Source organism: Pyrinomonas methylaliphatogenes, from assembly GCF_000820845.2.
Taxonomy (GTDB): Bacteria; Acidobacteriota; Blastocatellia; order Pyrinomonadales; family Pyrinomonadaceae; genus Pyrinomonas; species Pyrinomonas methylaliphatogenes.
In genome coordinates, this window is sequence record NZ_CBXV010000002.1 from 300,488 (window position 1) to 326,797 (window position 26,310).

The following is a 26,310-nucleotide window of genomic DNA, read 5'->3' on the forward strand; positions in this document are numbered from 1 at the left end:
ATCTTCGAGTTTCCGGCTGAGACGACTACCGGAGTAGTGGACTATACCAGACGCTTGAACTTTTAACTCAGACCGCCGCCGGAAGTCAATACCCTCCGAAGCGGCGCGCGCAGAGCCCTTCCGCCCGTCGCGCGCCGAGAGCCGCGCGCGGCCCCGGACCGCCCATCCTCATCGCCCGCCCCGGTCGGGGCGTGGGCCCAGGCCGAACTCCTCCGGGCTCGGCAGAATCGAACTCCGCTCATACTGCCGCAGCGCCTCATCGAGTTCGCGGCTCTTGTTCAACCACGTGGCGATCATCGCATCGTATCGGGCCAGCACGCTATCCAACCAATATTGGCGATTCTCGCGTAACCACTGCTCGCGATAAGCGCGCTTCAACTCCGCAAGCTCTTCGGCCATCTCGCGCAGATCGTTGTAGATCGCCCCGGTGTAGCGCGTCAGCCGGCGCACGCGCCGTCGGTCGTTCAGATTTAGATAAGCGTCCCAATAGCGCTCGCTCAGTTGCTCCATCACTTGCATTCGGCGCCCCAGATGATCGAAGCGCCGCGCCGCCAAGAGCATCGCATCGAGCGTGGAGCGGTTCCGGCGCACGCGCGCGCGTTCGCGCAAGATAGTCTCTTCGACCTCTTCGACCATCAGGCGCATCCGTTTCGTCTTATCGTGCAGGGCGCGCGCCTGTTCTTGGAACGCCGACGTGAAAGGCTCTTGCCAAAAGAGTTGATCGCTTGAGCCCACGCCGAGCAGCGTATTGACGCTCCCCAGTGTGCGCATGGCGCGCACGAAACGATCGCCTTCGCTGCGGAAGAAGGCCCAATCGAAATCGCGTTCGAACGCTTCGAGATCGAACGGGACCGCTTGCCACGCCGCCGCCGCGCCGAGCACGATGCCATACCAGGTCATCTCGAAAAGCGTCTCTCCGTCATCATCCCAGCTTGTGTTCATCATCCCGAGCGCGCCCGCGCGTTGCCCATCGCGCACGAAGTTGACGATGTTGATGGCCGCGGCATCGTTGTTCGGAAAGATCTGATTCCAGTTTTGCACGCCGGGGCAGACGAACTGGTCCAGCCCGGCATCTTTGAAAGGCTTGAGGCGCGACTCGTAACTTTCGCGCGGCCCATAGGCCCAGTTCATCACGATCATGTCGCGCGGTATCTCGCCGATCAGATCGGGATGATTGAGCGCGATGTCGCCCCAGAACATCAGCCTCCGCCCATACGGTTGAAGCAGATCGCGCACGCGCCGTAGGTGTTCGAAGTAGACCGCGCCGACGCCGCGCTGACGCACCGCTTCGCGGCTCTGTCCTTCGCCCAGTTCGAACGTCTCGTCAGCGCCGATGTGAAAGAATCGGCCCGGGAAGAGCTCGTTGATTTCGCGGTAAAGATCGGCGATCAGCTTGTATGTGCCCTCCTGTTGCGGCGTCAGCACGTCGCCATAAGGCGTCTCGGCCAAGGCGTTGTACTTCTCCGTCTTGAGCACCTTGTGCAGATGGCCGAAGGTCTGCTGTTCGGGGACGATCTCGATGTGCAAACGGCGCGCGTAAGCGATGATCTCGCGTATCTCATCGGGCGTGAGCGCGCCGCCTTCCGGTCCGATCAAAGGATGTGCGCGACTGCCGAAAACATGCTCCATGTAGAACGAATGCATGTTCAGCTTGAAGAAGGCGAAAGTGCGCAACTGCCGTTTGATGTACTCGACGGTCGGCACGGGACCGCGGCTGATGTCATCGGAGACAGCGCGCCATCGCATGGTGGGCCAGTCGATGATGCGCGCCCCTTGAATGTAAGCGTTCGCTCCATCGCCGCGCACAAGCTGCTTGAGCGTTTGCAAACCGTAGAACGTGCCCGCCGTCGTGCGCCCGGCGACGATGACCTCATCTGATGAGACGTTCAAGACATATCCCTCTTCATTCAACTCCGCCGGAACGCTCACCCCTTTACGCGCGAGGGCGCGACGTATCCTCTCATCGTCCAACATCCCGATGAGGATCATCCTTCGACCTCTGCCGATCCTCAACGCGACATCGGCCACATCGCGCACATCATCGATGAAATCTTGCGCGGCGAAACGGTCATCCTCCGACTTCGGATCGGCCAACTCAAGGCGCACGCTTCGATCGAGGCGGAAACTCTCGCCCGTCGGTGCGATCTGTTTCGGACGCGGGATGACCTGCAGCGGCACGCCCGGTTGCGCGACGGCACCGATCTCGTAGCAGACGAGCATCGATAGAGCGAAGCGACAGATCACCGAACCGATCGCTCTTAACATTCGCTTTCCTCCGGCAGCACAGGATTTGCAACGAATCGCGTTTTTCGTTCACCGATCGCGATCAACGCCCGATCTCCCCCAACGCCTTTCGCATGGCATGAAACGCTGACTTCGGTTCACGAGCGTTGACGCGAGCGATTTTAATCATCGAGCGCGCTGATCTTCGTTCGCCTTCGACTCTACGGCGACGTGAAGATCGAAATCTATCTCAGCCTCGAACGTCCTTCCCCAAGGCAACGTCAACGTGAAGTTGCCGATCGATCTCGGAATTAGAGCTAAACTGACGCCGTCCGTTTTAGGCAAGGTGAAAGCGTTGCTAGCGAAATCGCGCCACAGACTTTCAACGTAAGGGCGCATCTTCGCGCGCGCGATCCCTTCGATGATGCGCGTCCCTTGCGCGTCGAGCCGCATGGTGTTCAGCTTGAACCGAGGTGCGATGTTGCGGTTTACGTCTACGCGCACGAGCGAGTGATATGCATAATCGTCTATCAGGCGGTGGAGCAGGAACTTCATCTGCGCGCGCGCGATTCGTTCGGCTGCCGCCGAATCGGTCGCCAACCGGTCCACAGCGAGCGCGAAGAGGATGCCTTGCGGCAGCGCCGTGCCGATCGTGTTGCCCGCCGTGTTCCACGAAGCGTAGCCGAATAAGCGCGGGAAGACGCCTCGCCGCCGCAACTCTTCGGTGAACTCCTCGCCCGCGCCCTGCACCGCTCCGCCGAAATCTATGTCGGCGACGATGACGCGCCGTCCGCTTTCGACATCGCGCGCGATCCTTTCGGCAAAGGCGCGCGCCGCCCCCGGCTCATCGCGCGAGGCATAGACGTAGAAGAGCAGATCGGCCTCGCGCGCCGTCGCCACTTCGCGCGCGCCAGCGGCGGCGATCTGAAAACTCACGGTCACGTGAAGCGGGCGATCCTCGTAGGGGGCGACGCGGAGTCGCTTCTCCTCCGAAGAGTAGATGGCATGAACGCGCGGGTGGTAGTCGAATCGTCGGGCGAGCGCGCGCGACAAGAGCAGCATCGCCACTTCGTCGGCGCCGGGTTGCACGCGCACGCGATCCTCGAGCTGCAAGCGACGCGCTTCGGCGATCAAGCTTTCGCGGTCGGCGACGTGCACGCCGCGCGGCTTGGCATCGTCTTGCGACAAGATCAAGAACTCGAAGACGCCGTCTTTGACGAGCGCGATGCTGGCCCGGTTGATTTCGAGGTTTCGTCGCCGGGCCTGTTTGTAATCTTCCAGCGCCTCTTTGGGAATCTCGCGCTCCAATCGCTCGACTTCGGCGGCGGCTTTTGCGTCGCGCGAGCTTTCCGAAGCCAGTTCGGCCCACCGCGCCAGCTTTTCACGGTAAGCCTCATTCTTGCCATCGGCAGTGGGCGCAAGGCGCATGATGACGTTGAAGCCGTAAATGGGAAGCTGCGGAGCGCGCAGCTTGATCTCACGCACCAACTCCAAGCGCCGGCGCGCCGTCTCCAATGGCACACGATGCACGCGCGAAGCGACCAGCCCGCCGTAAGCGAGCATGTCGACCGAGATCACCGCCGCATCGAACGAACGTAGATCTTGCGCGCGCACCCACGCTGCGATCCGTTCCGGTTGGCCCGGCTCGGTGAACCGGCCCAGCAGGTCACGCGGCGGCGCGACCACTTCCGCATCGGCGATCCGCCCCTGCATGACCACGAACTGCAAACATGGCGGGCGATCATCGAGCGGGATCAGCAACACACGCGCGCGCGGCCTCGTCTCGCGATGCGCTTTGACCTTGACAGTTCCCATCGCCGAGACCAACGCCAGCGAAAGCAAGAGCGCGCACAAACGAACAAAAAGTTTCGGTTTCACATCTTTCACGGCGGTGGTCGCCGTCCGAACCCGTTTCATCATTATCATCTTCTTCAACCGTCGTCGCTCGCGAAAAGCCATCAGCCGACGAGATCAACCACGAAGCGAGCTTCGCTCTTAGCAAATCCCGCCGACTTTATCCTCGATCTTCACCTCGCTCGGGAGAGTTGATCTCAATACAACTACTCGCTTAGCAAATCCCGCTAACTTCATCTTCGATCTTCACGCCCCGAAGTGCCGTCATCGTCCGTCCTCTGCGTCCGCGCGCCGATATTCGACGTGCCCGTTGTAAGCGAGGCGCGCGATGGCCCATGCGCCGCGCTGCGGCGCGCGAAACTCCAGCGTCACCGTCTGACCCGGACCGACACTGAACCCTTGCTCGCGCGCCGTCAGATCATCGTCGTCGAGCCAGACTTCCGGCGGCAAGATCAGCGCGATGCTCCCCTCCAGACGCTGCCGGTGCGGATTGCGGACGACGGCGCGCACTCGTTCGCCCGTTCGTTCGATACGCCATTCGAGGCGAAAGCTCCGTCCGACTTCGAGCGTGTCTTGGTAGGTTTGGCCGCCGAACTCCGTGCGCGCCTTGATCAACCCGGACGCGCGCGCCCACTCCAATCCCTTCTTCACCGGATAACTCAAGACGACCACATCGCGCGCCATCCACCCGCCCGGCTCGATGTCGTAGTCGAACGCAGACGGCACGGCGCGCCAATCAGGCGCCACTTCGATTTCGACTCGCCCGCGCGCGCGCCGATCGAGCAAGTTGTTGACGACGAAGACGCGCACGGCAGCGGTGGTCGTGCCGCCTTGATTGTACTTGTCGTCGTAGGCGAAGCTCGTCAACTGGCCCATCTGCTCGACGGGGCGTACCGCGATCTTGACGGGATCGTTGCCGATGGGCGCGGCGCCCATGTTGTGCATCCAGTAGCGGGCCGGCACGGGCTGGACCGGTTCGCGCGTTGCGCCGATCGTCGTTCCGGTCGCAGCGCGGCGCGCCACCGGGACTTTGAACGTCTCGATGGCGAAACCGTCGATGGCGGAAGCGAAAGCCCGTTCGCCAGTCCTGTGCACGCCGTCGTTCGATGTCGCTCTTCGTTCGACGAGATCGACGCGCTCGACTTTGCCGATTGCCGCATCGAAAGTCGCTTCCACCGTGGTCGCGCGCCCTTCCGTTTCGTAGACCCGAAGGATAAAAGGCCTTTCGCCGTCGGCTTCGCCGGCGTGAAAGCTCGCCTGTGGATTGCCCGCCAACTTCAGCGCCGAAAGCACAACGTTCTCCGCCGAAAGGCGCATGAAACTGTGCTCCGGCGGCAGCGGTCCGCTCTGCTCAGCAGTTTGCACGGCGACGAGCGGGTTGTTGAACTCGTACCCGCGGCGCACGACCAACGCGCGCCGCCAGTCGCCTTCGTGCGGGTAGAGCGCATACGAAAAGATGTGCGTTTTGTGCTCCGGCGTGAAGTCGAACGGCAGGTTCACGCCGGGCCACGGCGCAGTGTGCGTCAAAAAGAGCGTCAGCGTGTCGGGGCGTTCGAGGCTGGCGGCGATGGTCCCGTTGTTGATGACGGCGACGCCGTAATCCGGCACGCGCGCGTTCGTTCGTTCCGCCAGCGCTTCCGCTGGCAGGCGCAGCGCTTCTTCGCCTCGTAGGATCGGCGCGAGCAGCTCTTCCACCGCGCGCCGGACGTTCTCCGCATCGCGCCCGGCGACGATCAGCGTCGGCATCGGCGGCCATCCATTCGGCATTCGGTCGTAGAAGAAGAGGAAGGCGCGCCCCGCATTCTCCAACTCTCGCGCGAAGCGCGCGCGCGATGCGTCGTCGATCCGCGCGAGCGCTTGGCGCACGTGCTCGCTCTCGGCTGGTCCACCGAGCAGGATGCGAAACGAATGGTAACCGAGATCGTCGTTGACGCGGCGCGGCATGGTCGAATCTTCGATCGTCAACCGAGCGCGCCGCGCGCTCTCGCCGTCGTCGGCAAAAGGCGTCACGCTGATGCCGCGGCGAATCAGCGCGGCGACGATGCGTTCGGTCAGTTGGTCGTAAACATCGCCCGATGGTCGCACGAGCGCCGTCGGTTTCAACGCGACGCTGGCGACCTCTTGGCCGTTATGGTCGGAGAACAGGAGTCGCAGCGTCTGCCCGTATTCGGCCCAGTTATAGACCGCGTAAACGGGCGCGCCCGACACGAGCTTGTCCGTGTTGGAGCGAAAATCGAGAAAGCCGCGACTTCCGTTGCGCGCGACCACGCCGAAACGCTCTTCGGTGATCAGCGCTCCGCCCGACAAAGCGAGCGGAAAGTTGATGACGAAAAGTTCATCCTTGCCGCCGTACTCGATGAGCTCGGTGCGAAAGTCTATGCGCTCGACGCCATCGTGCAGCTCGATCACTTGCCGGTAACCGCGCATCGCCGGGAGCGTTCCTTCGACGACGATGCGCTGCGTCGGTCCTTCTCGACTCACCGCGACGCGCGCCGGCTGTGCGGTCGAAAACCTTCTCTTGCCGGTGGTCCAGAACTCCCACGCCGGATAGATGACGTTCTTCTTCGAGAGATCTTCTTCGAGCACGGCGATCTCGTTCGCCAGATGTCCGTCCGCAAGGCGCACGATGTCGCGCCGCGCGCGCTTGTCGTAGATGCGACGAACGGCCCCGCCGCGCGCCGGATCGACTTCGACACGATAGAACTCGTTCTCGATGGCGTTCTCTTCGCGCTTGCTGGCGAGATCGGTTCCGGCGTCGTCGCTCGCCTCGACGAAGAAGGTCTTGTAACCGAGCGAGGGAACCGCGCGCGCGACGAAGGCGACCTCAACCGAAAGCGTTCGGCCCGCTGCGTCGCGCTCGGCGCGCACGAGGCGATGGGGCACGATTGCGCCATCGCGATCGCGGACGACGAAGGAACGTGCGGGCGTTTGAAGCCGGACGCGCGCGCGCACCAGATCCGTGCGCTCCCACGCCAGCGGGTTGAAGACGACGAGCGGCATCAGGGCGCCTCGGCGTGAGCTTTTGGGCGCGCGCGTGTCGATTTGCGCGGCGATGAAACGCAAGGCGTCATCGCGCGCCGCGCGCGCCAGTTCGTAAGCCTCGCGGTAGCCGTGGACCAGATCGAGAAAGGCGTTGTCCGACGGCGTCCCCGTGATCGCATCGTGGTGGCTGCCGAAGAGGATCTGGCGCCAAGCTTTGTCCAAAGCGAGGTCGGGATAGTTCGCGCCGCGCGCATAGGCGATGGCGCTGAATCGCTCCGCCGCAAGTATCATGTTCTCAGCATGACGGTGCGCGACTTTCAGATCGCTGCGCGCGGCGGCGACGCCGACGTGGAAGAAGAGTTTGTCGCGCGAAGTCACCGGCGCGCGCACTTTGCCCGCGGCGATCTCGGCACGGAGCGCGTCGAAGAAGCGCGTCTGCGCCTGTCCTGTGACTTCCACTTTCGGCAACGAACGTTCGAGCCGCTCGACGTTGCCGGCCAGATTGATCCACGGCGGAGTGAAATCGGCCGCGTTGATGCGCAAGTCAACCGAAGAGCCGAAAGAACGCGCCTCTTCGAACTTCCGCAACGTCATCCGCTGAAAAGCATCCAAGCTGTAGTTCTTGCCGCTGCCGAATCCGGAGAACGAATAGGCGTAGTCGAGACGGCGATGAAGAAGGCGCGAGCCGTCGAGCGCGTAGTCGAAGAAGAAAGGCGGAAAACCTTGAATCTTTTTGGACCAGACGATGCCGTCAAATCCGCTCTTGCGCGCGATCTGCGAGATCTGCGGCACGTGTCCGAAGACGTCCCACAACGCCAAGGCGCGCGGGCGGTCGCCCAACACGTTCTCGTGGTAAAGGCGTCCGTAGAGGATGTTGCGCACGATCGCTTCGCCGCCGATGGTCGGTTCGTTGAACTGGTTGTACGAACCGCCCGTGCCGACCTGTCCGCTCCGCACCTTTTCGCGCAACAGCGCGCGATCTTCCGGGTGGGTGTCGTCGTATGGCTTCACGTAGTCGATCTCGGAGAAGAAGACTCCGTAACGACTATCGGCGCGCATCGAATTCAGGTACTGATTCATGTTCGAGAGCGTGATGCGCGCGTACTCGCGTTGATCGTGAAGATAGACGGGATCGACGTGAAAGCCTTCCAAGTAGAAGATCCGTCCATCGGGCGGCACTGCGGGTTGCGTCCAGAAGGCTCGCCACGCGATCTCGTCGCGGCCCGTTCGAAGGATGACGTCGGCGCTTCTTTTCGCCGACTCTTTGGCGGCGACGCGCATGGCGATCTCCACTTCGCGCAACTCGCCCGGCGCAAGATCGGCGAGCGAGGCTTGCGCCATGCGTTCGCCATCACGCGCTTCGATGTTGATGTCGCGGATCGAACCGCCGGTCAAGTTCGCCACCGCCAGCCGCAGACGTTCGCGCGCGCCGTCGCCATCGGCGAAAAAGAGGCCGGTCGTCCGCAGCGCGCCGGCGACGAGTCCGTTCTCAGCGAAGCGCGCATGCCATACGCGGACATGTGCCGTCCAACCGCCGTCCGTGCGCCACGGATCGTTGCGCACGCCCGTAGCGCGCACGAGCAGAAGGTTTTCGCCCGCTCGCGCGCGCGCCAGCACAACGCGCGGCGCTTGCAAGCTGAACCCGTCGTAAATGCGCTCGCCGTTCAACCAGATCGCGCCTAAAAAACCGTCCGTTTCGATGAAGAAGGGGCGATCGTCGGGTGACGCGAAGCGCGTCGCGGCATAAGCCGTGCCGATTGCGGTGAAGAGACGCGCAAACTCCAACCTCTCGCTCGTCGCACGGTATGTGGTCCAGCGCAGCTCGACCGGACGTTCTTCCACTCGTTCGGAACGCGCTCCGACTTCAGGTAACGGCAAACTGGATGCGACGTCGTCTCTGTTCGCGTCGGCGCTTTTTTGCGGGCGCTTGTCGGGCCGAGCCACCGCACCCTCTTTCGGCTGGATCGCCACTGGACCACCGAAAGGAGCCAGCCAGTCGCGTTCGGGCAAGCGCTCGATGTTGAAGCGTTGGAAATTCTCGAAAGTGCCGGCGTCTATCTCGGTCGGGAAAGGCGAAGAGATGAGCCAATCGGTGAAGAACCCGCCGTCGGGCAGGCGCGAGATCTCTTGCGCGGCGGCGGCTCCCGCGCCGGCAAAGGCGCACACGGACGCAAAGAAGAGCAACCAACGTCTCGCCAAGTATCTGTGCATGCTGCTTGCGAAAGATCCGTTCGCCGGTGAAGCTCCACCCGCGCCCGCTGCCGAAACGGCTAGTCGTCAGAGCGTGTTCTTCGTCAAGTGAAACGTCGCGCGGTAGCGATCGGCGCGGTAGATCGTGCGCACGGATTCGATGGCGCGGCCGTTGTCGCCATAGACGACGCGGTGAACGACGAGCACGGGCGAACCGGCGCGGATCGAAAGGTAACGCGCTTCGCGCCGCGGCGCGCGCGCCGCTTCCAACACCTCGTCAGCGCTCTGCATGCGTATGCCGTGCTCCTCTTCGAGGATGCGGTAGAGCGAATCGCGCTCGAGATCGTACTGATCCAAGTCGGGGCATAGATCGGCTGGGATGTAGTTCGACTCGTAAGCCATTGGCGTGCCGTTGGCCAAGCGCAGTCGCTCCAAATGGAAGACCCCTTCGCCGACTTCGATCCCCAGTTCATTGGCGATCTGTTGCGTTGCCTTCTCGCGCTTGAGCAGGATCAGCTTCGAGCTTGGTTTCAGACCGCGCTGTCGCATATCCTCGGTGAAGCCGACGAGGTTGCGCGTATGGACGTCAACTTTGCGACGGGCGACGAAGGTCCCGATCCCGCGTTCGCGATAGACGAGCCCATCGTGGCGCAAAGCGCGCAGCGCTTGACGCGCGGTCATGCGGCTGACGCCGTAGCGCTCGGCCAGCTCCCGTTCCGAGGGGACGGGCGCGCCGGGCGCGATCTCGCCGCGTTCGATCATCTGGCGGAGTTTTTGCTGGATCTGCGCGTAAAGCGGGATGTAGCTGTTGCGATCGAGCGCTTTTTCCATTACCCTTGCTCCAAGCTGAATAGCGGACTATACCACGCCCGTTGATCATTACCATGTCGCAAGCGACCTGTCAACGGCGTTTGCGACGCGATATCTATTCGGTGAAAGGAGAGTCGAGGATAAGGTGTCATCTTTGATGCTTCAAGAGATCGAAGAGCAACCGCGCGCGCTGGCCGAGACGATCCGCGAAGAGCGCGCCAAGGTCGAACGTCTCGGCAAGTTCTTGCGCGAGCGCGATATCGACTTGATCATCATGGTCGCGCGCGGCAGCTCCGACAACGCCGCTTTGTTCGGGCGCTACTTGATGGAGATTCGGACGGGGATCCCGGTTTCGCTCTCCGCTCCTTCCGTCTACACGCTCTACGGCGCGCGCTTGAAGCTCGATCGCGCTCTTGTGATCGGCGTTTCGCAATCCGGCGAGGGCGAAGACATCAATCGCGTGCTCGCGCGCGCCCGCGAGTGCGGGGCGTTCACGCTCGGGATCACGAACGAACCGACTTCGACCATGACGCGCATCGTTGATGAAACGCTCCTCATGCACGGCGGGCGCGAGCAATCGGTGGCGGCGACCAAGACCTACACGGGCCAGATGATGCTCTTCTACATGCTGGCCGAAGCGTTGACCGATGGGGCTACGCCGAAGCTCGATTTCGAGAAGATCCCGGAATACGTCGCCCGCGCTCTCGCGTTACGCCCCATAGTCGAAGAACTCGTCGCGCGCTACGTCTTCATGGAGAATTGCGTCGTCGTCGGTCGCGGCTTAAGCTATGCGAACGCTTATGAACTCGCTTTGAAGCTGATGGAGACATGCTACGTCGTCGCCGAAAGATTCTCCTCGGCTGACTTCTTCCACGGACCTCTTGCGATCGTCGAACGCCATTTTCCGATCATTCTGTTTGCGCCTCCCGGGGTCACGCTTCCCGGCGTGATGAGTCTGCTCGAGCGGCTGCGCGAGCTGCGCGCCGACACGCTGGCCATCACGAGCGAGCGCGCGGTGGCGGAGCTTTGCACGCGCTCCATCAGAATGCCTGAAGAGTTGAATGAATTTCTCGCGCCGATCCCATATATCGTCCCCGGCCAACTCTTCGCCGCGTTACTGGCGGAAGCGAAAGGGCTCGATCCGGATAAACCGCGTTCGCTCTCGAAAGTGACGCGCACGCTATGAGCGGGCGCTCCCCTCGTCTCTCACGGTCGAGCAACGTAGCGCGCGTTGCGGCGCGCGGCAGCTTTCGACATGTCGCGGGTCGTGCTAAAGTTCTAATCGGTCATCTGATTCGGGGTAATTATGGCGCTTCCATTCAGTCCGGGCGACGATCTTGTTTTCCAACTGGAGAGCGCTTTCGCGTTGCTGCGTGTGCTCGCCGTCGAGGAGCGTGAAGAAGGGACGGTCTGGCACATCATGGCGTATGAAGATTTCTTCCCCGACATCGAATCGGCGGAAGCCGCGCTCCAACGTCCCGAAAGTTTGACCGTGCGCGCGTCGCATCTGGCGCTGACCGATCGCGCTCTGAGCAAGACGCCGGCGGCGCGGTTGGGCAATCGTCCCGTGCAAGAGCGAGAGTTGAAGGCTTACCATGAATGGCGCGAAAAGGGAGGAGAAGTCTCCGATCGTTCAGTGCTGCTGTTGCTCGGATTGAGATGATCGAGGGCGCTTTGGAAGGAGGGGCATGTCTGTAAACGGAGAACTGGCGACATTGGCGGGCGGTTGCTTCTGGTGCCTAGAGGCCGTCTTCAGCGAAGTCCGCGGCGTCGAGCGCGTCATCTCGGGCTACACCGGCGGCCACGTTCCCAACCCGACTTATCAGCAGGTGTGCACGGGCATGACCGGGCACGCTGAAGCTGTGCAAATCACCTTCGATCCACAACAGATCTCGTACAAAGAGCTTCTGGAGATCTTCTTCGCCATTCACGATCCGACCACATTGAATCGCCAAGGCGCAGACATCGGCACTCAGTATCGTTCGGCCATCTTCTATCACTCACCTGAACAACGGGAGATAGCCGAAGAGATGATCGCCGCGCTCGAACGGGCGCAAGTGTGGGATCGCCCGATCGTCACGGAGATCGCGCCCGCCGCCGCTTTCTATCCAGCCGAGGATTATCATCAAGGATATTTCCGCAAGAATCCGGATCAGCCCTACTGTCAGGTGGTCGTGGCGCCAAAGGTCGCGAAGCTGCGCGCGAAGTTTCGCGACAAGCTGAAATCTTGACGGCGGTCACAAGCGTCGGATGCGAATCTTTCGAAAATAGACCTCCTCGCCATGATGCTGCAGCGCGATGTGTCCCTCTCTCGCCTTGGCGAAATGGGGCATATCTTTGAACTTGCTCTGCGCGATCAACCTCTGCAGTTCGGGGCTGCCAAGCCGATACTCGACTATCTTCCGACCGTTCAACCAATGCTCGACGTGCCCATCCTTGACGATCAGACGAATCTTGTTGTACTGCCCGACCGGCATTAGGGCCTTGTCAGCCGAAGGCGCGATCAAATCGTAGAGCGCTCCGGCAGAGGTTTTGGGGTTCTTCCCATCAGGATGCCTCTCGTCATCGAGGATTTGCATCTCTGGACCGGTGCGCCACGAATCCGGCTCGTCCTCCGTCACCAGATAGATGATGCCGGAATTTCCTCCGGGCGAGACGCGCCATTCGCATTCGAACTCGAAGTTCCTGAACTTCTCCTTGGTGATCAGGTCGACGCGATCCCCGCCGACGATGGTTTTCAAGGCGCCGTCCTCGATGGTCCACCCACCGGTGGGGAAAGAGTCGCGGCGATACCCGCGCCAAGCGTCGGTCGATTTGCCGTCGAACAGGACGATCCAACCGCTTCCGCGCCCGCGCCCCTCGCTGCGGCGCTTCTTCTGCGCGTAGCCGTGCGCTTCGACCGAGCAAAGGATGAAAACGGCAGTCAACAGCAATCCAATTCCTCTTCTCATTTTCCCCTCTCTGTCTCGAAGATCGATTCGATGATGGACCGCGACGAAGCTCATGCGCCGCCGGCGGCGCGCGCTTCTTCTCGCGCCAGCGCCGTTTCGCCCGCGGCCAAGCGCCGCCGCTCGCGCAAAGCGAGCAAAACGTGGAGCACGGCCATGGTGATCGCCGCAGCGACGACGACGAACAACCCGGCGCGCAGATTGCCCGTTCCCTCGCCGAGCGCATCGGAGACGTAACCGACGGCGGGCGGGATCAGCAGCAGTCCGGCAAAACCGACGCCCATGACCCAACTCATCGCCGTGCCAGCGATGCGCGGCGCGATCATGGAAGCCAATCCGACCGACGTCGGAAAGATCGGCCCCATGCCGAAACCGGCGAGGATCAAACCCGCACGCACCATCGCAGGTTTGCTCGCCGTAAAGGCGATGATCAGCGCGACCGAAGTGAAGATGCTGGCGGCGACGATCAGCCAGAAGCTATTGACGCGCAGCACGCCGAGCAGAAAACTCGACACCAAACGTCCGAAGAGCAGCGCGAACGCAAAGAACGACAGCGTTCGCAGCGCATAGGTGGCAACCGCCACGCCCTCGCGGCTCTGCTCGAAGAAGCGCGTCTGTTCTTCGGGCGAACCTTGCGCGATGATTCGCAGGCTCTCCGCGTTCAAGCCGGAATTGGCGAGGATCTGACCATCGCGCTGCATGAAGGTGACGACCCACTTGCCGACCGCCACTTCGGCGCCGACGTACATGAAAAGCGCGATGGCTAGCAACCAGAAGCTTCCGTTGCTGAGCAGTGAACGTACGTCTCCGGCCGCCGATCCGCTCTCGTGCCCGATGGTCGGGTAGCGCGGGAAGCTAGCCGCAACGAGCAGCAGCACGGTCAAACCGGCCAGCGTCCAGAAGACCATCTGCACGCCGCCCTGTTGCTGGATGCGCTGGACCACCAGCGGCAGCGCCGCCAATCCCAGCCCGAAACAGATGTCGAGCAGATTGAGCGCAGCATTGCGCCACGACTCGGCGACGTCGGCCACCAGCGCGTGGCCCGCGGCGACGATGGCGTTGGCTCCCATGCCGAGCACGAGCGAGCAGAGGAAGATGGGTAACAAGGCCGCTTCCGGCTCGACGCGCGTGACGACGAGCGCGAACCCAACCATCGATAGCAACACCAAGACGGAGCCGAGCGCGAGCGCGATCTTGCGCCCGAGCCGGTCCATGACGGGGCCGCTCACGATGTAGGCGACCACCGCCCCGATGGCGTTGATCAGCAGAAAGGTGCCGACGTCACTATCGGAAGGCAAGTACTGTCCGCGCTCCAGCGTCGGCAACACCGACCCCGGCAACGCTGCCAGCAGGCCGTAGAGAAAGATGCCGAAAAAAGCGACGACCATGAGAAAACGCGCGCTGATTCTGTTGACAGTTTCGCTCACCTTCCTCGTCTCCTCTCTTCGTCGTTCGAGCTAATCTGGGATAGGCCGCCGTTTCAGCTCTTCGCTTCGCGCAGATCCGGTGCAAACCTGCGCGCCGTTTCTTCAACGACGGCGCTCGTCGCAAAGTCAGTGGCAGCGTCTCGCCGCGCCCGGCGAGCCTCGTCTTCAGCCGGCTATCCGCCGCCGCACTGACACGCGCCCGGCACGCTTATTCGATCTTCAGACCCAAAGCTTTCGCCTCGGCGCAACCCAGAAATTCCTTCTGGTAACGGTTGCCTTGGTACTGCAGATCCTGATGAATGCCGATCTCGGACGTGTAGTAGCCATCGATCGTCAGCGTCTTGATGGCGCGGAAGAAGCGCTCTTCCAGAGTCTGCTCGGCAGCGGGCTTGAACTCGTTTTTAGCTAACTCCTTGAGCAGTTCGATCTGTTGCGCTAATCGTAGATCGGCAAACCGCTCGTTGAAACGTTTGGTTGCCAAGCGATCGATCGCGACAAGGCCGTCGCGCCACAGGCGCTTCGTCTCTTCGTTGGCGACGCTCACCATCAAGTCGATGAACGCGGGCACTTTGGCTTCCACCGCGCCGGGCGAGTGGTCGTCCGTCGGGATGATCAGGTCCGAGATGGCCGTGATCGTGCGCATCTCTTCTGCATTGAAGAAGAGCGGCTTGGATGGCAACGGCGCGGGTGGCACTCCCGCCGCATAGCTGAACGGATTGGCGACCTGCGCTTGCGCGTTGGCCGGATTGTCGTAGATCGAGATGGTGGTTGCCGCCGCCGCGCTCATCGCCAACACGCGCAGCACGCGCCGCCGTTCGAGATCGACATCGTCGCGCTTGTCCACTGCTTCGTTGGTGAACTTCTCAGTCATCTTTTGTGTTCCTCGGCCTTCGTTCCTAAAGTTTAGGGGCGAAGCGACGGAGAAAGTCGCGCCGCGACGCCTTTGGCTCGTTGATCACGCGCACCTCGGAGCAACATTCCGCCGCGATGCGCCGCAAATCATCGAGCCACTCCGGCGGGATCAAACAGGTTCCGTCGGGAAGTTGACGGAGCGTTCGCGCTGGATAAGCGCTCTCCCACTCGACGAACACCCCCTGCCGATAAACCTCATCGAGTCCAATGACGGCGACGCGCACCATCGCTCTTCAACCTTTGCCGCCGAATGAGCCGCGATTGAAAGAGACGTGTTGACTGGAAGTCGGACGTGCGGCTCTTTCAACGCGGCTCGGCGGACGAGGCTCGCGCGAGAAGTTGGTTCAATCGCGCAAGCTCCTCGTTAAGTCGTTCGCCCTCTCCCGCTTGCATCGCGCGTATCACACGACACATCGTTTGGTTGATCTCCTCGCCGCGCTTGTTGTCGCGCGACGGGACCATCACGCCGAGCTGATAGGTCGGCTCGGCGGCCCGCCTTCTTCCGCCGCCCCGCGCCGTGCGGGCTGGCCAGCCTTCCGGCAGGCGAAAGCGAAGGAAGAGGATCTCGCAACCGGTGGTCGCGCCGAGCCGCGCGCCGGCGACGGCAGCCGTCTGCACGGGCGGCGCCGTGATCGCTTCGGTCAGCGTCGTGCGCCCGCCCGGTGCGGTGGGCGTCTGCGCCGTGCGCGCAGTCGATTGCGTGGCCTGCGCTAGCTGGCCCAGTCCCGAAGCGCTTTCCGGATTGGCTGGCGCTTGTCCCGGCGGCTGCGCGGGATTCTGGCCAGCAGCTGGCGTGGTGGGCGTCACGGGCGCACGCGCAACGGCCTGTTCCTCTTCGGGTGGTCTGTACTTGGCGAGCGTGCCGCTGAGATCGACCGTCATGCGCACGAACGTGCGCTGGCCGACGACCGGCACGGCTTCGCCTTCCAATTCCAACCGCCCCCGAACGATGCGCGCCCCCGTCAAACGCAGATCGAAGAACGGACGATCTTGCGAGTCGCGCACGGCGATGCGGTTGCCCCGCAAACTGCCGGTGATGGCGCGCACCGCCGCGCCCGAATCGTGAACTGGCACTGCGCCCGGCGCGCGATGACCGCCGACGGCGATGACCGAACTGTAGGGTCCGGTGGGCGGGTAGTCGTTCGAGCTACGCAGATTCGTGCTGCTCGCTCTTTCGACGCGCGCCATGCGACCGCGCCGCTGCGCCTGCGCCGGGGCGACGTTGATCGCGGCGACGACCAATGCCACATAGATCCTCAACCAACGCCTTCTCATCCCTTTTCTCGCCATCTCGCTCCTCTGTCTAGAGACGCCCGGCCCGCAACTCCTCGACGGCGTAATCGCAAGCGCGCGCCGTGATCGCCATGTAAGTCAACGTCGGATTCTGCGTTCCGATCGAAACGTAGCACGCGCCGTCGGTGACGAAGATATTCGGGATATCATGAGCTTGATTGAACTTGTTGAGCACGCTCTTTCGTGGATCGTTCCCCATCCGGGCCGTTCCACACTCGTGAATGCCTTGCCCCGGGATGCTCATCGGTCCGCGACTGATGGTGATCTCTTTAGCTCCGGCAGCCTCTAGCAGTTCGGCAGCCGTCTCACCCATATCGACCACCATCTTCTTTTCGTTGTCCTTGTATTCGACGTCGATGTGCAGGACTGGGATACCGAAAGCATCGACCACGTCCTTGTTAAGGCGCACGTGATTCTCGTAGTAAGGCAAGACCTCGCCGAATCCGCCGAGGCTGATGCCCCACGGATGCTCTTCGCGCACGCGCCGCTTGAAATCGGCGCCGAAACCGGGAAGCGTCTTGGCATGTTGCCAGAGGGATTGACCGCTGCCGCCCTGATACCCGTACCCGCGCAAGAAGGGACGATCGCGCCGCTCCAGATTGACGAAGCGCGGGATGTAGATGCCGTTGGGCCGCCCATCCTGCAAGAGTGGTTTGGCAGGCAGATCAGGGAAAATTCCCCGCGCTCCGCCGCCCATCAGGTGGTCCATCAAATAATGGCCCAGCACGCCCGACGAGTTGCAAATGCCCTCGGCGCCGTCGAGCGACCGCGAATTTAAAAGGATGCGCGTCGATTCCAACGCGCCCGCGCAAAGGAAGATCATTCGCCCGAAGACTTCGCGATGCGCGCGCGTGACGGCATCGACATAATAGACGCCCTTGGCTCGGCCCGTGTTGCGATCGAGCACGATGTGGCTGACCACGGCATCGGTGACGAGCGTCGCGCGTCCCGTGCGAAGCGCCGCCGGAAGCGTCGAATGGAGCGAGCTGAAATAGGAGCCCGTGTGACACCCGGATTCGCACCGCCCGCAGTAATGGCAAGGCTTGCGCGTGCCGAGCGCATCATCGAGCGGCTTGCGCGTCAGAACGGCGGTCCGCCCGATCGTCACGCGCAAGAACGGATTGCCGATCCTTCTGGCGTACGCTTCGACCCCGCGCTTTAACTTTAGCTCGCCGCACGTCATCGCCATCGGCGGCAAGAATATCCCGTCGGGCAACTGCGGCAAGTTCTCGCGCATGCCGCTCACGCCGATGAAGCGTTCGACGAGATCGTAGTAGGGTGCAAGGTCCTTGTATTCGATGGGCCAGTCCTCGCCCCACCCGTCGCGGCTCGCCGCCTTGAAATCGTAATCGGACATGCGGTAAGACTGCCGTCCCCACATCAGCGTGCGCCCGCCGACCTGTCGCCCGCGAATGTACAAGAACGGACGATCGGGCGGCGTCGTGTACGGATGCTCCAGATCGTTGACGAAAAAGTGGCTCCCATACTCGTTGCACGCATAGCAACGCGATTGGATCGGCTGCTTGCGTTCGAGCTCTTCGCGATTGCCGAAACCGCGAAAAGGGAGATGGTACGGGAAGTAGTGCTGCTTGTAGTCGCGCTTCGGATCGATCTGTGGCCCGGCTTCGAGCACTAGAACATCGAGCCCCTTTTCGGCCAGTTGTTTAGCGGCCCAACCGCCCGTCGCCCCAGAACCGACGACGATCGCATCATAAACCCGCACACCCATATGATGCCCCCACCGTATTGAAGACCGATGCGTCCGCTAGCTCGACTAGCTCGCGCAAGAGCGCGGCTCGCTCAGCCCACTTGATTGAAGACCGATGCGTCCGCTAGCTCGAAATCTTCATCTCCGCTTCGCAGATTTTGTCGATCATCAGAACAATTTCTCCAATCGTCTCCCCGCGTCTAGCTTTAAACCCTCTCCCAAACCCTGCTCGCATGCGCCCGCTCGATGGCCGCGAGCACCCGTTGATTTCGCAGGCCATCACGGAAATTCGGCTGCGGCAATCTTCCCTCATCGATCGCCTTCAGAAAATCGAGCACCGTGTGCGTAAACGTGTGCTCGTAACCGATGATGTGGCCCGGCGGAAACCACGCGGCGATGTATGGATGGTCCGGTTCGGTGACGATCACCTGACGGAAACCGCTGTTGGATCCTTCCTCGATGTAAAGCTCAAGCTCATTCATCCGTTCGAGGTTGAAGACGAGGCTGCCGCGGCTGCCGTTGATCTCGAAGCGGTTGTAGTTCTTTCTGCCGGTCGCAAAGCGTGACGCTTCGATTGTGCCGATGGCGCCGTTTTCGAATCGGCAGAGCGCGAGCGCGGCATCATCCACATCGACCGGGAGGCGTTTTGTCGGATCGTCAGGCGAAGGGCGCTCTTTGATGAAAGTTTCGAGCAAGCTGGCTACCTCGGTGATTTCGCCGACGAGATAGCGCGCCAGATCGATCGAGTGCGAGGCAATGTCGCCGAGCGCGCCCGAACCGGCTTTGGCGCGTTCGAGCCGCCACACGCGCGGAAAGTTCGGATCGACGATCCAATCCTGAAGATAGGTCCCGCGGTAGTGGTAGATCTGGCCGAGTTCGCCCCGCTCGATCAGCTCTTTGGCAAGCGCGACGGCGGGCGCGCGCCGGTAGTTGTGGCAGACCATGTGCGTGACGCCGGCGCGTTCGACCGCCGCGAGCATCCGTTCGGCTTCTGCCAACGTGTTCGCCAAAGGCTTTTCGCATAGGATCGCTTTACCCGCTTCGGCGGCGGCGACGGCGATGTCGTGGTGCGAATCCCCGGGCGTGCAGATGTCGATGATGTCTATGTCTTTGCGCTCGATCACTTCGCGCCAGTCGGTCGCGTGCTCCTGCCAGCCGTACTTTTCGGCAGCCTTTCGCACTTCCGTTCCGTTGCGCCCGCAGATGACCTTCATCACGGGTTCGATGGGCACGTCGAAGAATCTCGCCACCTGTCGCCAAGCGTTGCTATGCGCTTTGCCCATGAAGCGATAGCCGATCATCGCGACGTTCATCCTCTTCATCTTCGCCCTTCAACCTCGCGCCCGGAGAACATGATCTTTCGCCCTAAAATCCTCCGCGCTGGAAGCGCAGCGGAGCGAACTGCTCTTTGGATCAGGACCGATAGGGCTCGCGCCCGATGCCTTGAACGGGGATCCCTTGCGCGGCCAGCACCTCGTGCTGCAAAGCGTACATGCACGCAGCGGCTTCATCTATTTTGCGCGTGAAGGCGATCGAACCCTGCAGGATCGGTCTCAACCGTTCTTTGTCTTGAATGCGCGCTTTGGGATATTCATGCTCGACAATGAGCGGCGTCCGCTCCACGTCCAGCTCGAGCAGTTCGCGCGCGGCGAGCTGATGGTCCAGCCAATCGACCGTGCGATTTTGCAAATAAGCGAGCGGGTCGTGGCGCGCTGTGCCCGGCAGTTCATGTTCGGCGATGGCGGTCTGCTTCTTCCACGCGTTGGCCTGTTCGCGCGGGTCCGCAGAAGGTTTGCCGTCGCGCCAATCGCCGCGCCGCATCGTCTGTCCGCCGTAGCCCCAAGCGGCCAACCCGCGCGCGTTGATCATCTGTCCTTTCACATGAAATCCAGCGATGAGGAAGTTGTAACCTTCCTCTTTCAGGTATTGGAAGACCGAGCGCGTATCCTGCCCCATTAAGATCGCGTGCGACGGATCGTAGTGAATGCGGAACTGATCGCCGACGCCCTCCTCTTCGCAGATCCGATGCAGGATGATCCACGCGCCCGGCGTGTAAGCGATGTTATTGTGAAAGTGGTCCATCACGGTCCACCCGGGCATCGGACACTGCTCGACGCGATAGACGAGGCCGCGTTCTTTCGCCGCCCGCAGCAGCGGGATGAAGCTTTCGCGGAAATCGTCGAGGTTCTGCTCCAAGCTGAGATCGAAGTTGCGCCCGACGAAACCGCAGACGGCGGGCGCGCCGAGCATCACGGCGGCGTCCATCACGCGCCGCATGAATTCGTGTTTGCGCGCGCGTATTTGCGGATCAGGGTGAAGCATGTTGTCGAAGTAAGCGACATCGCTCAACTCGATCTTGTTCGCTTCGAGCGCCCGCCGAACGCGGCGCGCGCGCTCAGCGTTGAACGGCTCGCGCAGGTCGAGCGTGTTGGCGACGGGATCGAGCATCGCCTCGGGCGGAACATCTGCTTCCGACGGATGAAGCGCCGCCGATAACTGCATTAGATCCACGCCGAGTTCGCGCGCGAACGCGGCCCACTCCTCGATCGCCAGATCGGGATCGCGATCGCGCACGTCGCGCGGAGTTAACTCCTGCAAAGCGGCGGTCAATATGCCGACGGGCATGAACTTCGGTTCGAAAGCTTTAACGCTCATCGCTAATGCGCCTCACTCGCCGAAAGCGGAACGCGATTCTAGGAGCCGCAAGAAGGTTCGTTTTTCGCAGACGGCGCTGCCCGACTCCGCTTGCGCTCCGCTTTAACTGCCGCAGCGACTCGACAGCCCCGTGCCAGCGCCGATCGGTTTGTTCGTTCGCTCGACGAATTTTACTGCGCGCGCATTCCCCGACACTCGATCAATGCGCTCGCCCCTCTCCACTGTGGCGCGCTCGCACCGCGCTCTTGTCCGAGCGCCCAGCGAATCCCGCCTTGCAAATGTTGCCGAAACCAATCCGCTTCGATCACCTCGGCGTGATGGCCGAGCGCTGTATAGAAGACTCTTCCCTTCCCGTACAGGCGATTCCACGCCAACGGGAAATAGCCCGGAACCTTTGATACGGGATCGATGTCGAGCGCAAGCAGGACGTGAACTTTGCTTCGGTCGAAATTGCAGATCCGGTAGATCTCATCGAAAACGGTAAGCTGCGTGCCCAGATGGCGCGTCGCCGGATGCGACCGGTCCTCAACGCGCAACGTCACGCTCATCGGCGCATCATGCGCATCGAACTCGCCGCCGAGCATCTCGATGTAAGCTGGGAAGGTGCCCTGCCGGAACGTATCGCTCGCCGCGTGAATCCCAATGAAGGCGTGGCCTGCGCGAATCCACTGCAAAAACGCCTCGCGATCGGCTAAAGGCAGCACTCCCGAAGTGTTCGCAAAGATGACGGCATCGTAGCTTTCCAATCCCCGTTTTGTGGTCTTGGCGCGCAACTCTTCATCCGTGCGCGCGAAATCGACGAGCCAGCCATTTCGCTGGCCCAGTTCTTCGATCACGCGCTCGGCAACGGCGATCGATTGATGCCTATATCCTTTCGTGACGGTAACGACGAGCAATCGCCTATCGCCTTTTCTGGGAGCGCTTCGCGCGACACCAGCTAAAGCCGCGCATAAAAGTCCACAGCAGATGATGATCGCCGCCCGAGCGCTAGCTTTAACGAAAGCCGCTCGACCGTCAAGGGTGAACACGCCGACTCCTCGGGAGCAGACTCAAAAAACTATGCTGTGCTTCGGTCGAATCCCTGTGTGGCGAGGCGGATTATAAATACCGCTTTCCCGCAGTGTCAACGGGATTCTTTCGAGCGGGCTTGGCGGTCATGTTCGCTCGTTTACGCGAACTAGGCTATCGTCCGATTTTTTCCGAAACGAGCTTGGCGGCCATGCTCTCGTTAGACTATAGTCGCGCAGCGACACTCGAGAGAAAACGGATCAGGAGAGACGGCATGTCACGTCACATTCTCAACCGGCGAGAATGGGGCAAGATCGTTCTCGGCAGCTTAGCTTCCGCCCTTATCCCGTTCGACGCCACAGCCGACGTAGTCAAAATCGGCCCGATCGATTCGCGTTTCCGCGGCGTGCTGCTCGGCGTGCAAAGTTACAGTTTTCGCGACTTGAATCTCGATGACGCGCGACAAGCGATGCGCGAAATAGGGATCGGGAGTTGTGAACTTTGGGCCGGGCATCTCGAACCTCGCGAACTGCGCGATGATACGGATGCGCGTGCGCGCGAAGAGCTCAGGCGGTGGCGTTTGCGCGCCCCGCTGAGTCTATTTTACGGCGTGCGCGAGCGCTTCGATCGCGCTGGCATTACGATCAACGCATACAACTACACGATGCGCGATGATTTCACCGACGAAGAGATCGAGGTCGGCTTTCGTCAAGCGCGCGCTTTAGGGACGCGCATCTTGACCTCATCTTCCAATGTCAGCACGGCGCAGCGCATAGATCGAGTTGCGCGCCGCTATCGCATGTATGTCGGCCTGCACAACCACTCGCGCATCTCGCCGAATGAGATCGCCACTCCAGAGAGCTTCCAGCGCGCGATGCGTGGGACGAGCAACATCCGCATCAATCTAGATGTCGGCCATTTCGTCGCCGCCGGTTTCGATCCTGTGGCTTTCATTCGACGGAACCATGCGCGCATCGTGACGCTACACATTAAGGATCGAAAGCGGGATCAAGGGCCGCCCGTCCCCTTCGGAACGGGCGACACGCCGCTTCGCGCGATCCTCCGCCTGCTGCGCGACAATGGGTACAAAATCCCAGCGAACATAGAGTATGAGTACGCCGGCGCAGACACGCGCTTAGAGGTGAAGCGCTGCTTCGAATATTGCAAGCGAATCTTGCTCTCCTGATGCCGAAAGCGCCCTAATCTCCCGAGCGAAGCGGGCGCACGCTTACCTCTTTGAAGTAAACGTGCGTCGGTTTGCCGCGCGCGTAATCGTCGTGATTTTGCAAACCGATGTAACCGACGATCGGACGGATATTGCCGCGTTCCGGCTCCCATTCTCTGGCGCGCGGCGGAACGGGCTGTTTGGGATCGAATCTGGTAACCTCGACTCCATTCAAGCGAACGATTATCCGCTCGCCTGCGAGCGTGATCTCCAGCGTGTTCCATTCGCCCACCGGCTTTGAAGGGACGCTGCGCGACGGAGCCAGCGAATAGATCGCGCCGGTGCGATGATAAGCATCCTGTCGATCGAGGATCTGGACCTCATAACCGTGGTGCACGGCGAACCATTCGTCTTTCGGACGATCCGCGATGCGCACGAAGACGCCCGAGTTTGCCGCCGGATCGTTCGTCTTATAGACGACGCGAATGACGCAATTGCCGAATTTCTCGCGCGTGTACCACAAAAGCCCCATCCCGCCTTCCGTCCGCAAAAGGCCGCCTTCAACGACGAACTTTCCCGAACCGACATGCTCCCAACCGGCGAGATCGCGTCCGTTGAACAACTGGCGCCAGGTCGAATCAGATCGCGCGGCTTGCGCATAGCCGAAAGGCGAAAGCAGAGCGATCGAGATCAACAAGCGAAAGATGGCGCTCATCTCACCCTCCCAGGCGAAAATCGAGATCCTTCATCGTTCGGCAACTCAACCACACTTCAGCGATTAAATCAATTTATTTAACCCCGCAAGAAGGCATGCTATAATTGCTGTTCTTTTGGCTAAAATGGCTATTCAAACAGAGGAGGAGACATCCCGATGAGCACGCAATTGAAACACGGTGAAACCCTAGCGCGGATCGAGTCTCTGCTCGGCGACGAAGCCGCTTCGCTTCTCGAGCACCAATCGCGCACCATCCCCAAGGAGAAACTGCATCTACCGGGCCCCGATTTCGTCGATCGCGTGTGGGCGCTTTCGGATCGCCCGACCCCGGTATTGCGTTCGCTTCAAGCGCTCTTCAACCACGGACGCCTCGCCGGCACAGGTTATCTTTCGATCCTGCCCGTCGATCAGGGCGTCGAACATTCGGCGGGGGCTTCGTTCGCGCCTAATCCTGACTACTTCGATCCCGAGAACATCGTGCGGCTTGCTATCGAAGGGGGTTGCAACGCCGTCGCTTCGACTTTCGGCGTACTCGGCGCGGTCGCGCGCAAGTACGCGCACAAGATCCCCTTCATCGTCAAGATCAATCACAACGAACTGCTGACCTACCCGAACAAGTACGATCAAATCCTCTTCGGCACGGTCGAGCAAGCGCGCGACATGGGGGCGGTGGCCGTCGGCGCGACCGTTTACTTCGGATCGGAAGAGTCCACGCGCCAGATCACGGAGATCGCTGAAGCCTTCGCCTACGCGCACGAACTCGGCATGGCGACCATTCTTTGGTGTTATTTGCGCAACCCGAAGTTCAAGACGCCCGAAGGCGATATGCACACGGCGGCAGATTTGACCGGGCAAGCTAACCATCTCGGCGTCACCATGCAAGCCGATCTGATCAAGCAGAAGCTTCCGGAGAGGAACGGCGGCTATCTCGTCCTCGGCCACGAATCGCCCTATGGTAAGACGAACAAGAAGGTCTACGAGGAGTTGACGAGCGACCATCCGATCGATCTCGTGCGCTACCAAGTCGCCAACTGTTACATGGGCCGCTGCGGTTTGATCAACTCCGGCGGCGAATCCAAAGGCAAGAGCGATCTTCAAGAGGCGGTGCGCACAGCCGTCATCAACAAGCGCGGGGGCGGCATGGGGCTCATCTCCGGGCGTAAGGCCTTCCAACGACCGATGGCCGAAGGCGTCGAGCTTCTGCATGCAATCCAGGACGTCTATCTCGCTAAAGAGATCACCGTCGCTTGAGCGAAAAGTTTGAGGAGGCGTTCGACCGAAAGAGTGAACGAGGAATTGAAGAAGCGCCTTTCGACCGACGAGCCGGCTGCGCGAGAAGCATCTAACGCCATCTCCGACGATACGGGACAATTGGATGTCCGTTTCGTCCTCTGGCGACAATTCTGCGCCGAATACGGTGTGCCCATCGAAACGCTTCCAAGCGAACTCGATGAAGAGAAGAGGCGGCGATGGGAGAAGATGAAGGAAGAGCACCTGAAATGAGTGCCAAGGGCATCGAAGAGCAAGAGGCCGCAATGGCTTTCGCCCGCTGAATCTTTCGAAATGCTTGCGGGGTGAGATCGTCCGCTCATCTCACCCCCTCTCGCTCTTAGGATCGGCTTGAAACCGAAGTCTAACTGCTCTTTACGTTCAATAAACGGAGATGAGATCGCTTGCCCTAGCGTTCGGCGCGCGATTCATCACCTCGGTTTATAAACGAGGTAAGCCCCCGTCAGGAAAGGGTTAGTCCGCCGCTCTTGTCCAATGGTCGTTTCGGGGCCGTGCCCTGTGTAAACGCGCACGTCATCGCCAAGCGGCAAGATTTTGTTCTCGATCGAATCGATCAACTCTTCAAAAGAGCCGCCGGGCAGATCTGTCCGTCCGATCGAACCGGCGAAAAGGCAATCGCCGCCGAAGAGGGCGCGCTCCTTCGACTCGAATAGGACGACATGTCCGGGCGCGTGTCCGGGCGTGTGATAGATCACGAAGCGCAGGTCGCCGAGTTCATATTCATCTTCGTCCGCCCAATGCCGGTCAATCGGCGGCGGGCTTTCGTAAACAAGCCCGAGCGAAGGCCACTCGGAACGCGGGATGCCGAGCCACATCGGCTGCTCGGGTAAGGCTCGGTAAAGCGCTTCATCCGCAGGATGCAGGATGATCTCCGCATCAGGTTTCAAACGCTTGAGCTCGCTTACGCCACCGATGTGATCGACATGCGCATGAGTCAAAGCGATCGCTTGCAGAGCGAGACCGAGGCGATCGAGAGTCGAAGCGATCCGCCGCGCACCAGCCGCATCTCCGGGATCGATCACGACGGCGCGGCGCGTCCGTTCACAGGCGACGATCCGCGCGTTCTGCTGAAAGGGTGTGACGACGAAAGTTTTGACGATCATTTCCGAATAGCGAAATCTCTCCGCCGC

Annotated in this window: 21 protein-coding genes; 6 read left to right on the forward strand and 15 right to left on the reverse strand. The window is 61.3% G+C overall.

Annotated features, from left to right (window positions below; genetic code table 11):
• Positions 1 to 168: 168 nt before the first annotated feature.
• The 4 genes from PYK22_RS02965 to PYK22_RS02980 form a co-directional block, all read right to left on the reverse strand.
• Positions 169 to 2,265 (reverse strand): family 20 glycosylhydrolase, encoded by a 2,097-nt coding sequence (locus tag PYK22_RS02965; protein WP_041974128.1) that lies wholly within the window; start codon positions 2,263 to 2,265, stop codon positions 169 to 171.
• Between the two features lie 144 nt (positions 2,266 to 2,409).
• A complete protein-coding gene (locus tag PYK22_RS02970; RefSeq protein WP_060635298.1) occupies positions 2,410 to 4,140 on the reverse strand; it encodes a DUF4127 family protein in 1,731 nt (576 codons plus the stop codon).
• A 201-nt stretch (positions 4,141 to 4,341) separates the two neighbouring features.
• Positions 4,342 to 9,270 (reverse strand): glycoside hydrolase family 38 N-terminal domain-containing protein, encoded by a 4,929-nt coding sequence (locus tag PYK22_RS02975; protein ID WP_041974130.1) that lies wholly within the window; start codon positions 9,268 to 9,270, stop codon positions 4,342 to 4,344.
• A 66-nt stretch (positions 9,271 to 9,336) separates the two neighbouring features.
• Positions 9,337 to 10,080, reverse strand: a complete 744-nt coding sequence (locus PYK22_RS02980) for a GntR family transcriptional regulator (protein ID WP_041974132.1) — start codon at positions 10,078 to 10,080, stop codon at positions 9,337 to 9,339.
• Between the two features lie 124 nt (positions 10,081 to 10,204).
• Between PYK22_RS02980 and PYK22_RS02985 the strand changes: the two genes are divergently transcribed.
• The 3 genes from PYK22_RS02985 to msrA all read left to right on the forward strand — a co-directional run bounded on the left by PYK22_RS02985 (position 10,205) and on the right by msrA (position 12,290).
• Positions 10,205 to 11,245, forward strand: a complete 1,041-nt coding sequence (locus tag PYK22_RS02985) for an SIS domain-containing protein (protein ID WP_211197599.1) — start codon at positions 10,205 to 10,207, stop codon at positions 11,243 to 11,245.
• Between the two features lie 120 nt (positions 11,246 to 11,365).
• Positions 11,366 to 11,722, forward strand: coding sequence for a hypothetical protein (locus PYK22_RS02990; RefSeq protein ID WP_041974137.1), 357 nt, complete (start codon positions 11,366 to 11,368; stop codon positions 11,720 to 11,722).
• A 25-nt stretch (positions 11,723 to 11,747) separates the two neighbouring features.
• The gene (msrA, locus tag PYK22_RS02995; RefSeq protein WP_041974140.1) at positions 11,748 to 12,290 is read left to right on the forward strand and encodes a peptide-methionine (S)-S-oxide reductase MsrA; all 543 of its coding nucleotides are present in this window, start codon (positions 11,748 to 11,750) and stop codon (positions 12,288 to 12,290) included.
• Between the two features lie 6 nt (positions 12,291 to 12,296).
• Here msrA and PYK22_RS03000 read toward each other — a convergent pair whose 3' ends face one another.
• The 9 genes from PYK22_RS03000 to PYK22_RS03045 form a co-directional block, all read right to left on the reverse strand.
• A complete protein-coding gene (locus PYK22_RS03000; protein ID WP_041974142.1) occupies positions 12,297 to 13,010 on the reverse strand; it encodes a 3-keto-disaccharide hydrolase in 714 nt (237 codons plus the stop codon).
• Between the two features lie 50 nt (positions 13,011 to 13,060).
• A complete protein-coding gene (locus tag PYK22_RS03005) occupies positions 13,061 to 14,434 on the reverse strand; it encodes an MFS transporter (protein ID WP_060635272.1) in 1,374 nt (457 codons plus the stop codon).
• A 208-nt stretch (positions 14,435 to 14,642) separates the two neighbouring features.
• Complete coding sequence (locus PYK22_RS03015) at positions 14,643 to 15,305, reverse strand: gluconate 2-dehydrogenase subunit 3 family protein (RefSeq protein WP_060635273.1); 663 nt, start codon at positions 15,303 to 15,305, stop codon at positions 14,643 to 14,645.
• Between the two features lie 25 nt (positions 15,306 to 15,330).
• Positions 15,331 to 15,573: a hypothetical protein gene (locus tag PYK22_RS03020; RefSeq protein ID WP_041974148.1), complete on the reverse strand. Its 243-nt coding sequence runs from the start codon at positions 15,571 to 15,573 to the stop codon at positions 15,331 to 15,333.
• Positions 15,574 to 15,649: 76 nt separating this feature from the next.
• Positions 15,650 to 16,636, reverse strand: a complete 987-nt coding sequence (locus tag PYK22_RS03025; RefSeq protein WP_041974151.1) for a hypothetical protein — start codon at positions 16,634 to 16,636, stop codon at positions 15,650 to 15,652.
• 13 nt (positions 16,637 to 16,649) lie between these two features.
• Positions 16,650 to 18,368 (reverse strand): GMC oxidoreductase, encoded by a 1,719-nt coding sequence (locus PYK22_RS03030; RefSeq protein ID WP_041974154.1) that lies wholly within the window; start codon positions 18,366 to 18,368, stop codon positions 16,650 to 16,652.
• A gap of 185 nt (positions 18,369 to 18,553) precedes the next feature.
• Complete coding sequence (locus PYK22_RS03035) at positions 18,554 to 19,669, reverse strand: Gfo/Idh/MocA family protein (protein ID WP_041974157.1); 1,116 nt, start codon at positions 19,667 to 19,669, stop codon at positions 18,554 to 18,556.
• A 91-nt stretch (positions 19,670 to 19,760) separates the two neighbouring features.
• A complete protein-coding gene (locus PYK22_RS16285; protein WP_060635274.1) occupies positions 19,761 to 21,002 on the reverse strand; it encodes a sugar phosphate isomerase/epimerase family protein in 1,242 nt (413 codons plus the stop codon).
• Between the two features lie 170 nt (positions 21,003 to 21,172).
• Positions 21,173 to 21,898 (reverse strand): ThuA domain-containing protein, encoded by a 726-nt coding sequence (locus tag PYK22_RS03045; protein WP_157770632.1) that lies wholly within the window; start codon positions 21,896 to 21,898, stop codon positions 21,173 to 21,175.
• A 386-nt stretch (positions 21,899 to 22,284) separates the two neighbouring features.
• Between PYK22_RS03045 and PYK22_RS03050 the strand changes: the two genes are divergently transcribed.
• Positions 22,285 to 23,196: a sugar phosphate isomerase/epimerase family protein gene (locus tag PYK22_RS03050; RefSeq protein ID WP_157770633.1), complete on the forward strand. Its 912-nt coding sequence runs from the start codon at positions 22,285 to 22,287 to the stop codon at positions 23,194 to 23,196.
• A 13-nt stretch (positions 23,197 to 23,209) separates the two neighbouring features.
• Here PYK22_RS03050 and PYK22_RS03055 read toward each other — a convergent pair whose 3' ends face one another.
• Complete coding sequence (locus PYK22_RS03055; RefSeq protein ID WP_041974159.1) at positions 23,210 to 23,890, reverse strand: 3-keto-disaccharide hydrolase; 681 nt, start codon at positions 23,888 to 23,890, stop codon at positions 23,210 to 23,212.
• Between the two features lie 156 nt (positions 23,891 to 24,046).
• Between PYK22_RS03055 and PYK22_RS03060 the strand changes: the two genes are divergently transcribed.
• Together PYK22_RS03060 and PYK22_RS03065 are read left to right on the forward strand one after the other, a co-directional pair.
• Positions 24,047 to 25,141: a class I fructose-bisphosphate aldolase gene (locus PYK22_RS03060; protein WP_041974161.1), complete on the forward strand. Its 1,095-nt coding sequence runs from the start codon at positions 24,047 to 24,049 to the stop codon at positions 25,139 to 25,141.
• 33 nt (positions 25,142 to 25,174) lie between these two features.
• Positions 25,175 to 25,393, forward strand: coding sequence for a hypothetical protein (locus PYK22_RS03065; RefSeq protein WP_041974163.1), 219 nt, complete (start codon positions 25,175 to 25,177; stop codon positions 25,391 to 25,393).
• A 197-nt stretch (positions 25,394 to 25,590) separates the two neighbouring features.
• Here the strand turns inward: PYK22_RS03065 and PYK22_RS03070 are convergent, their stop codons facing one another.
• On the reverse strand, positions 25,591 to 26,283 hold the full coding sequence (locus PYK22_RS03070; protein ID WP_041974527.1) for an MBL fold metallo-hydrolase: 693 nt from the start codon (positions 26,281 to 26,283) through the stop codon (positions 25,591 to 25,593).
• Positions 26,284 to 26,310: the final 27 nt, after the last annotated feature.

Bases quoted from the DNA above. Each gene is read 5' to 3' on its own strand.
- PYK22_RS03015 (WP_060635273.1), bottom strand. From the start codon at position 15,305: ATGACTGAGAAGTTCACCAACGAAGCAGTGGACAAGCGCGACGATGTC.
- PYK22_RS16285 (WP_060635274.1), bottom strand. From the start codon at position 21,002: ATGAGCGTTAAAGCTTTCGAACCGAAGTTCATGCCCGTCGGCATATTG.
- PYK22_RS02970 (WP_060635298.1), bottom strand. From the start codon at position 4,140: ATGAAACGGGTTCGGACGGCGACCACCGCCGTGAAAGATGTGAAACCG.
- PYK22_RS03060 (WP_041974161.1), top strand. From the start codon at position 24,047: ATGAGCACGCAATTGAAACACGGTGAAACCCTAGCGCGGATCGAGTCT.
- PYK22_RS03035 (WP_041974157.1), bottom strand. From the start codon at position 19,669: ATGAAGAGGATGAACGTCGCGATGATCGGCTATCGCTTCATGGGCAAA.
- msrA (WP_041974140.1), top strand. From the start codon at position 11,748: ATGTCTGTAAACGGAGAACTGGCGACATTGGCGGGCGGTTGCTTCTGG.
- PYK22_RS02990 (WP_041974137.1), top strand. From the start codon at position 11,366: ATGGCGCTTCCATTCAGTCCGGGCGACGATCTTGTTTTCCAACTGGAG.
- PYK22_RS03030 (WP_041974154.1), bottom strand. From the start codon at position 18,368: ATGGGTGTGCGGGTTTATGATGCGATCGTCGTCGGTTCTGGGGCGACG.
- PYK22_RS02965 (WP_041974128.1), bottom strand. From the start codon at position 2,265: ATGTTAAGAGCGATCGGTTCGGTGATCTGTCGCTTCGCTCTATCGATG.
- PYK22_RS02980 (WP_041974132.1), bottom strand. From the start codon at position 10,080: ATGGAAAAAGCGCTCGATCGCAACAGCTACATCCCGCTTTACGCGCAG.
- PYK22_RS03025 (WP_041974151.1), bottom strand. From the start codon at position 16,636: ATGGCGAGAAAAGGGATGAGAAGGCGTTGGTTGAGGATCTATGTGGCA.
- PYK22_RS03020 (WP_041974148.1), bottom strand. From the start codon at position 15,573: ATGGTGCGCGTCGCCGTCATTGGACTCGATGAGGTTTATCGGCAGGGG.
- PYK22_RS03000 (WP_041974142.1), bottom strand. From the start codon at position 13,010: ATGAGAAGAGGAATTGGATTGCTGTTGACTGCCGTTTTCATCCTTTGC.
- PYK22_RS03055 (WP_041974159.1), bottom strand. From the start codon at position 23,890: ATGAGCGCCATCTTTCGCTTGTTGATCTCGATCGCTCTGCTTTCGCCT.
- PYK22_RS02975 (WP_041974130.1), bottom strand. From the start codon at position 9,270: ATGCACAGATACTTGGCGAGACGTTGGTTGCTCTTCTTTGCGTCCGTG.
- PYK22_RS03070 (WP_041974527.1), bottom strand. From the start codon at position 26,283: ATGATCGTCAAAACTTTCGTCGTCACACCCTTTCAGCAGAACGCGCGG.
- PYK22_RS03050 (WP_157770633.1), top strand. From the start codon at position 22,285: ATGTCACGTCACATTCTCAACCGGCGAGAATGGGGCAAGATCGTTCTC.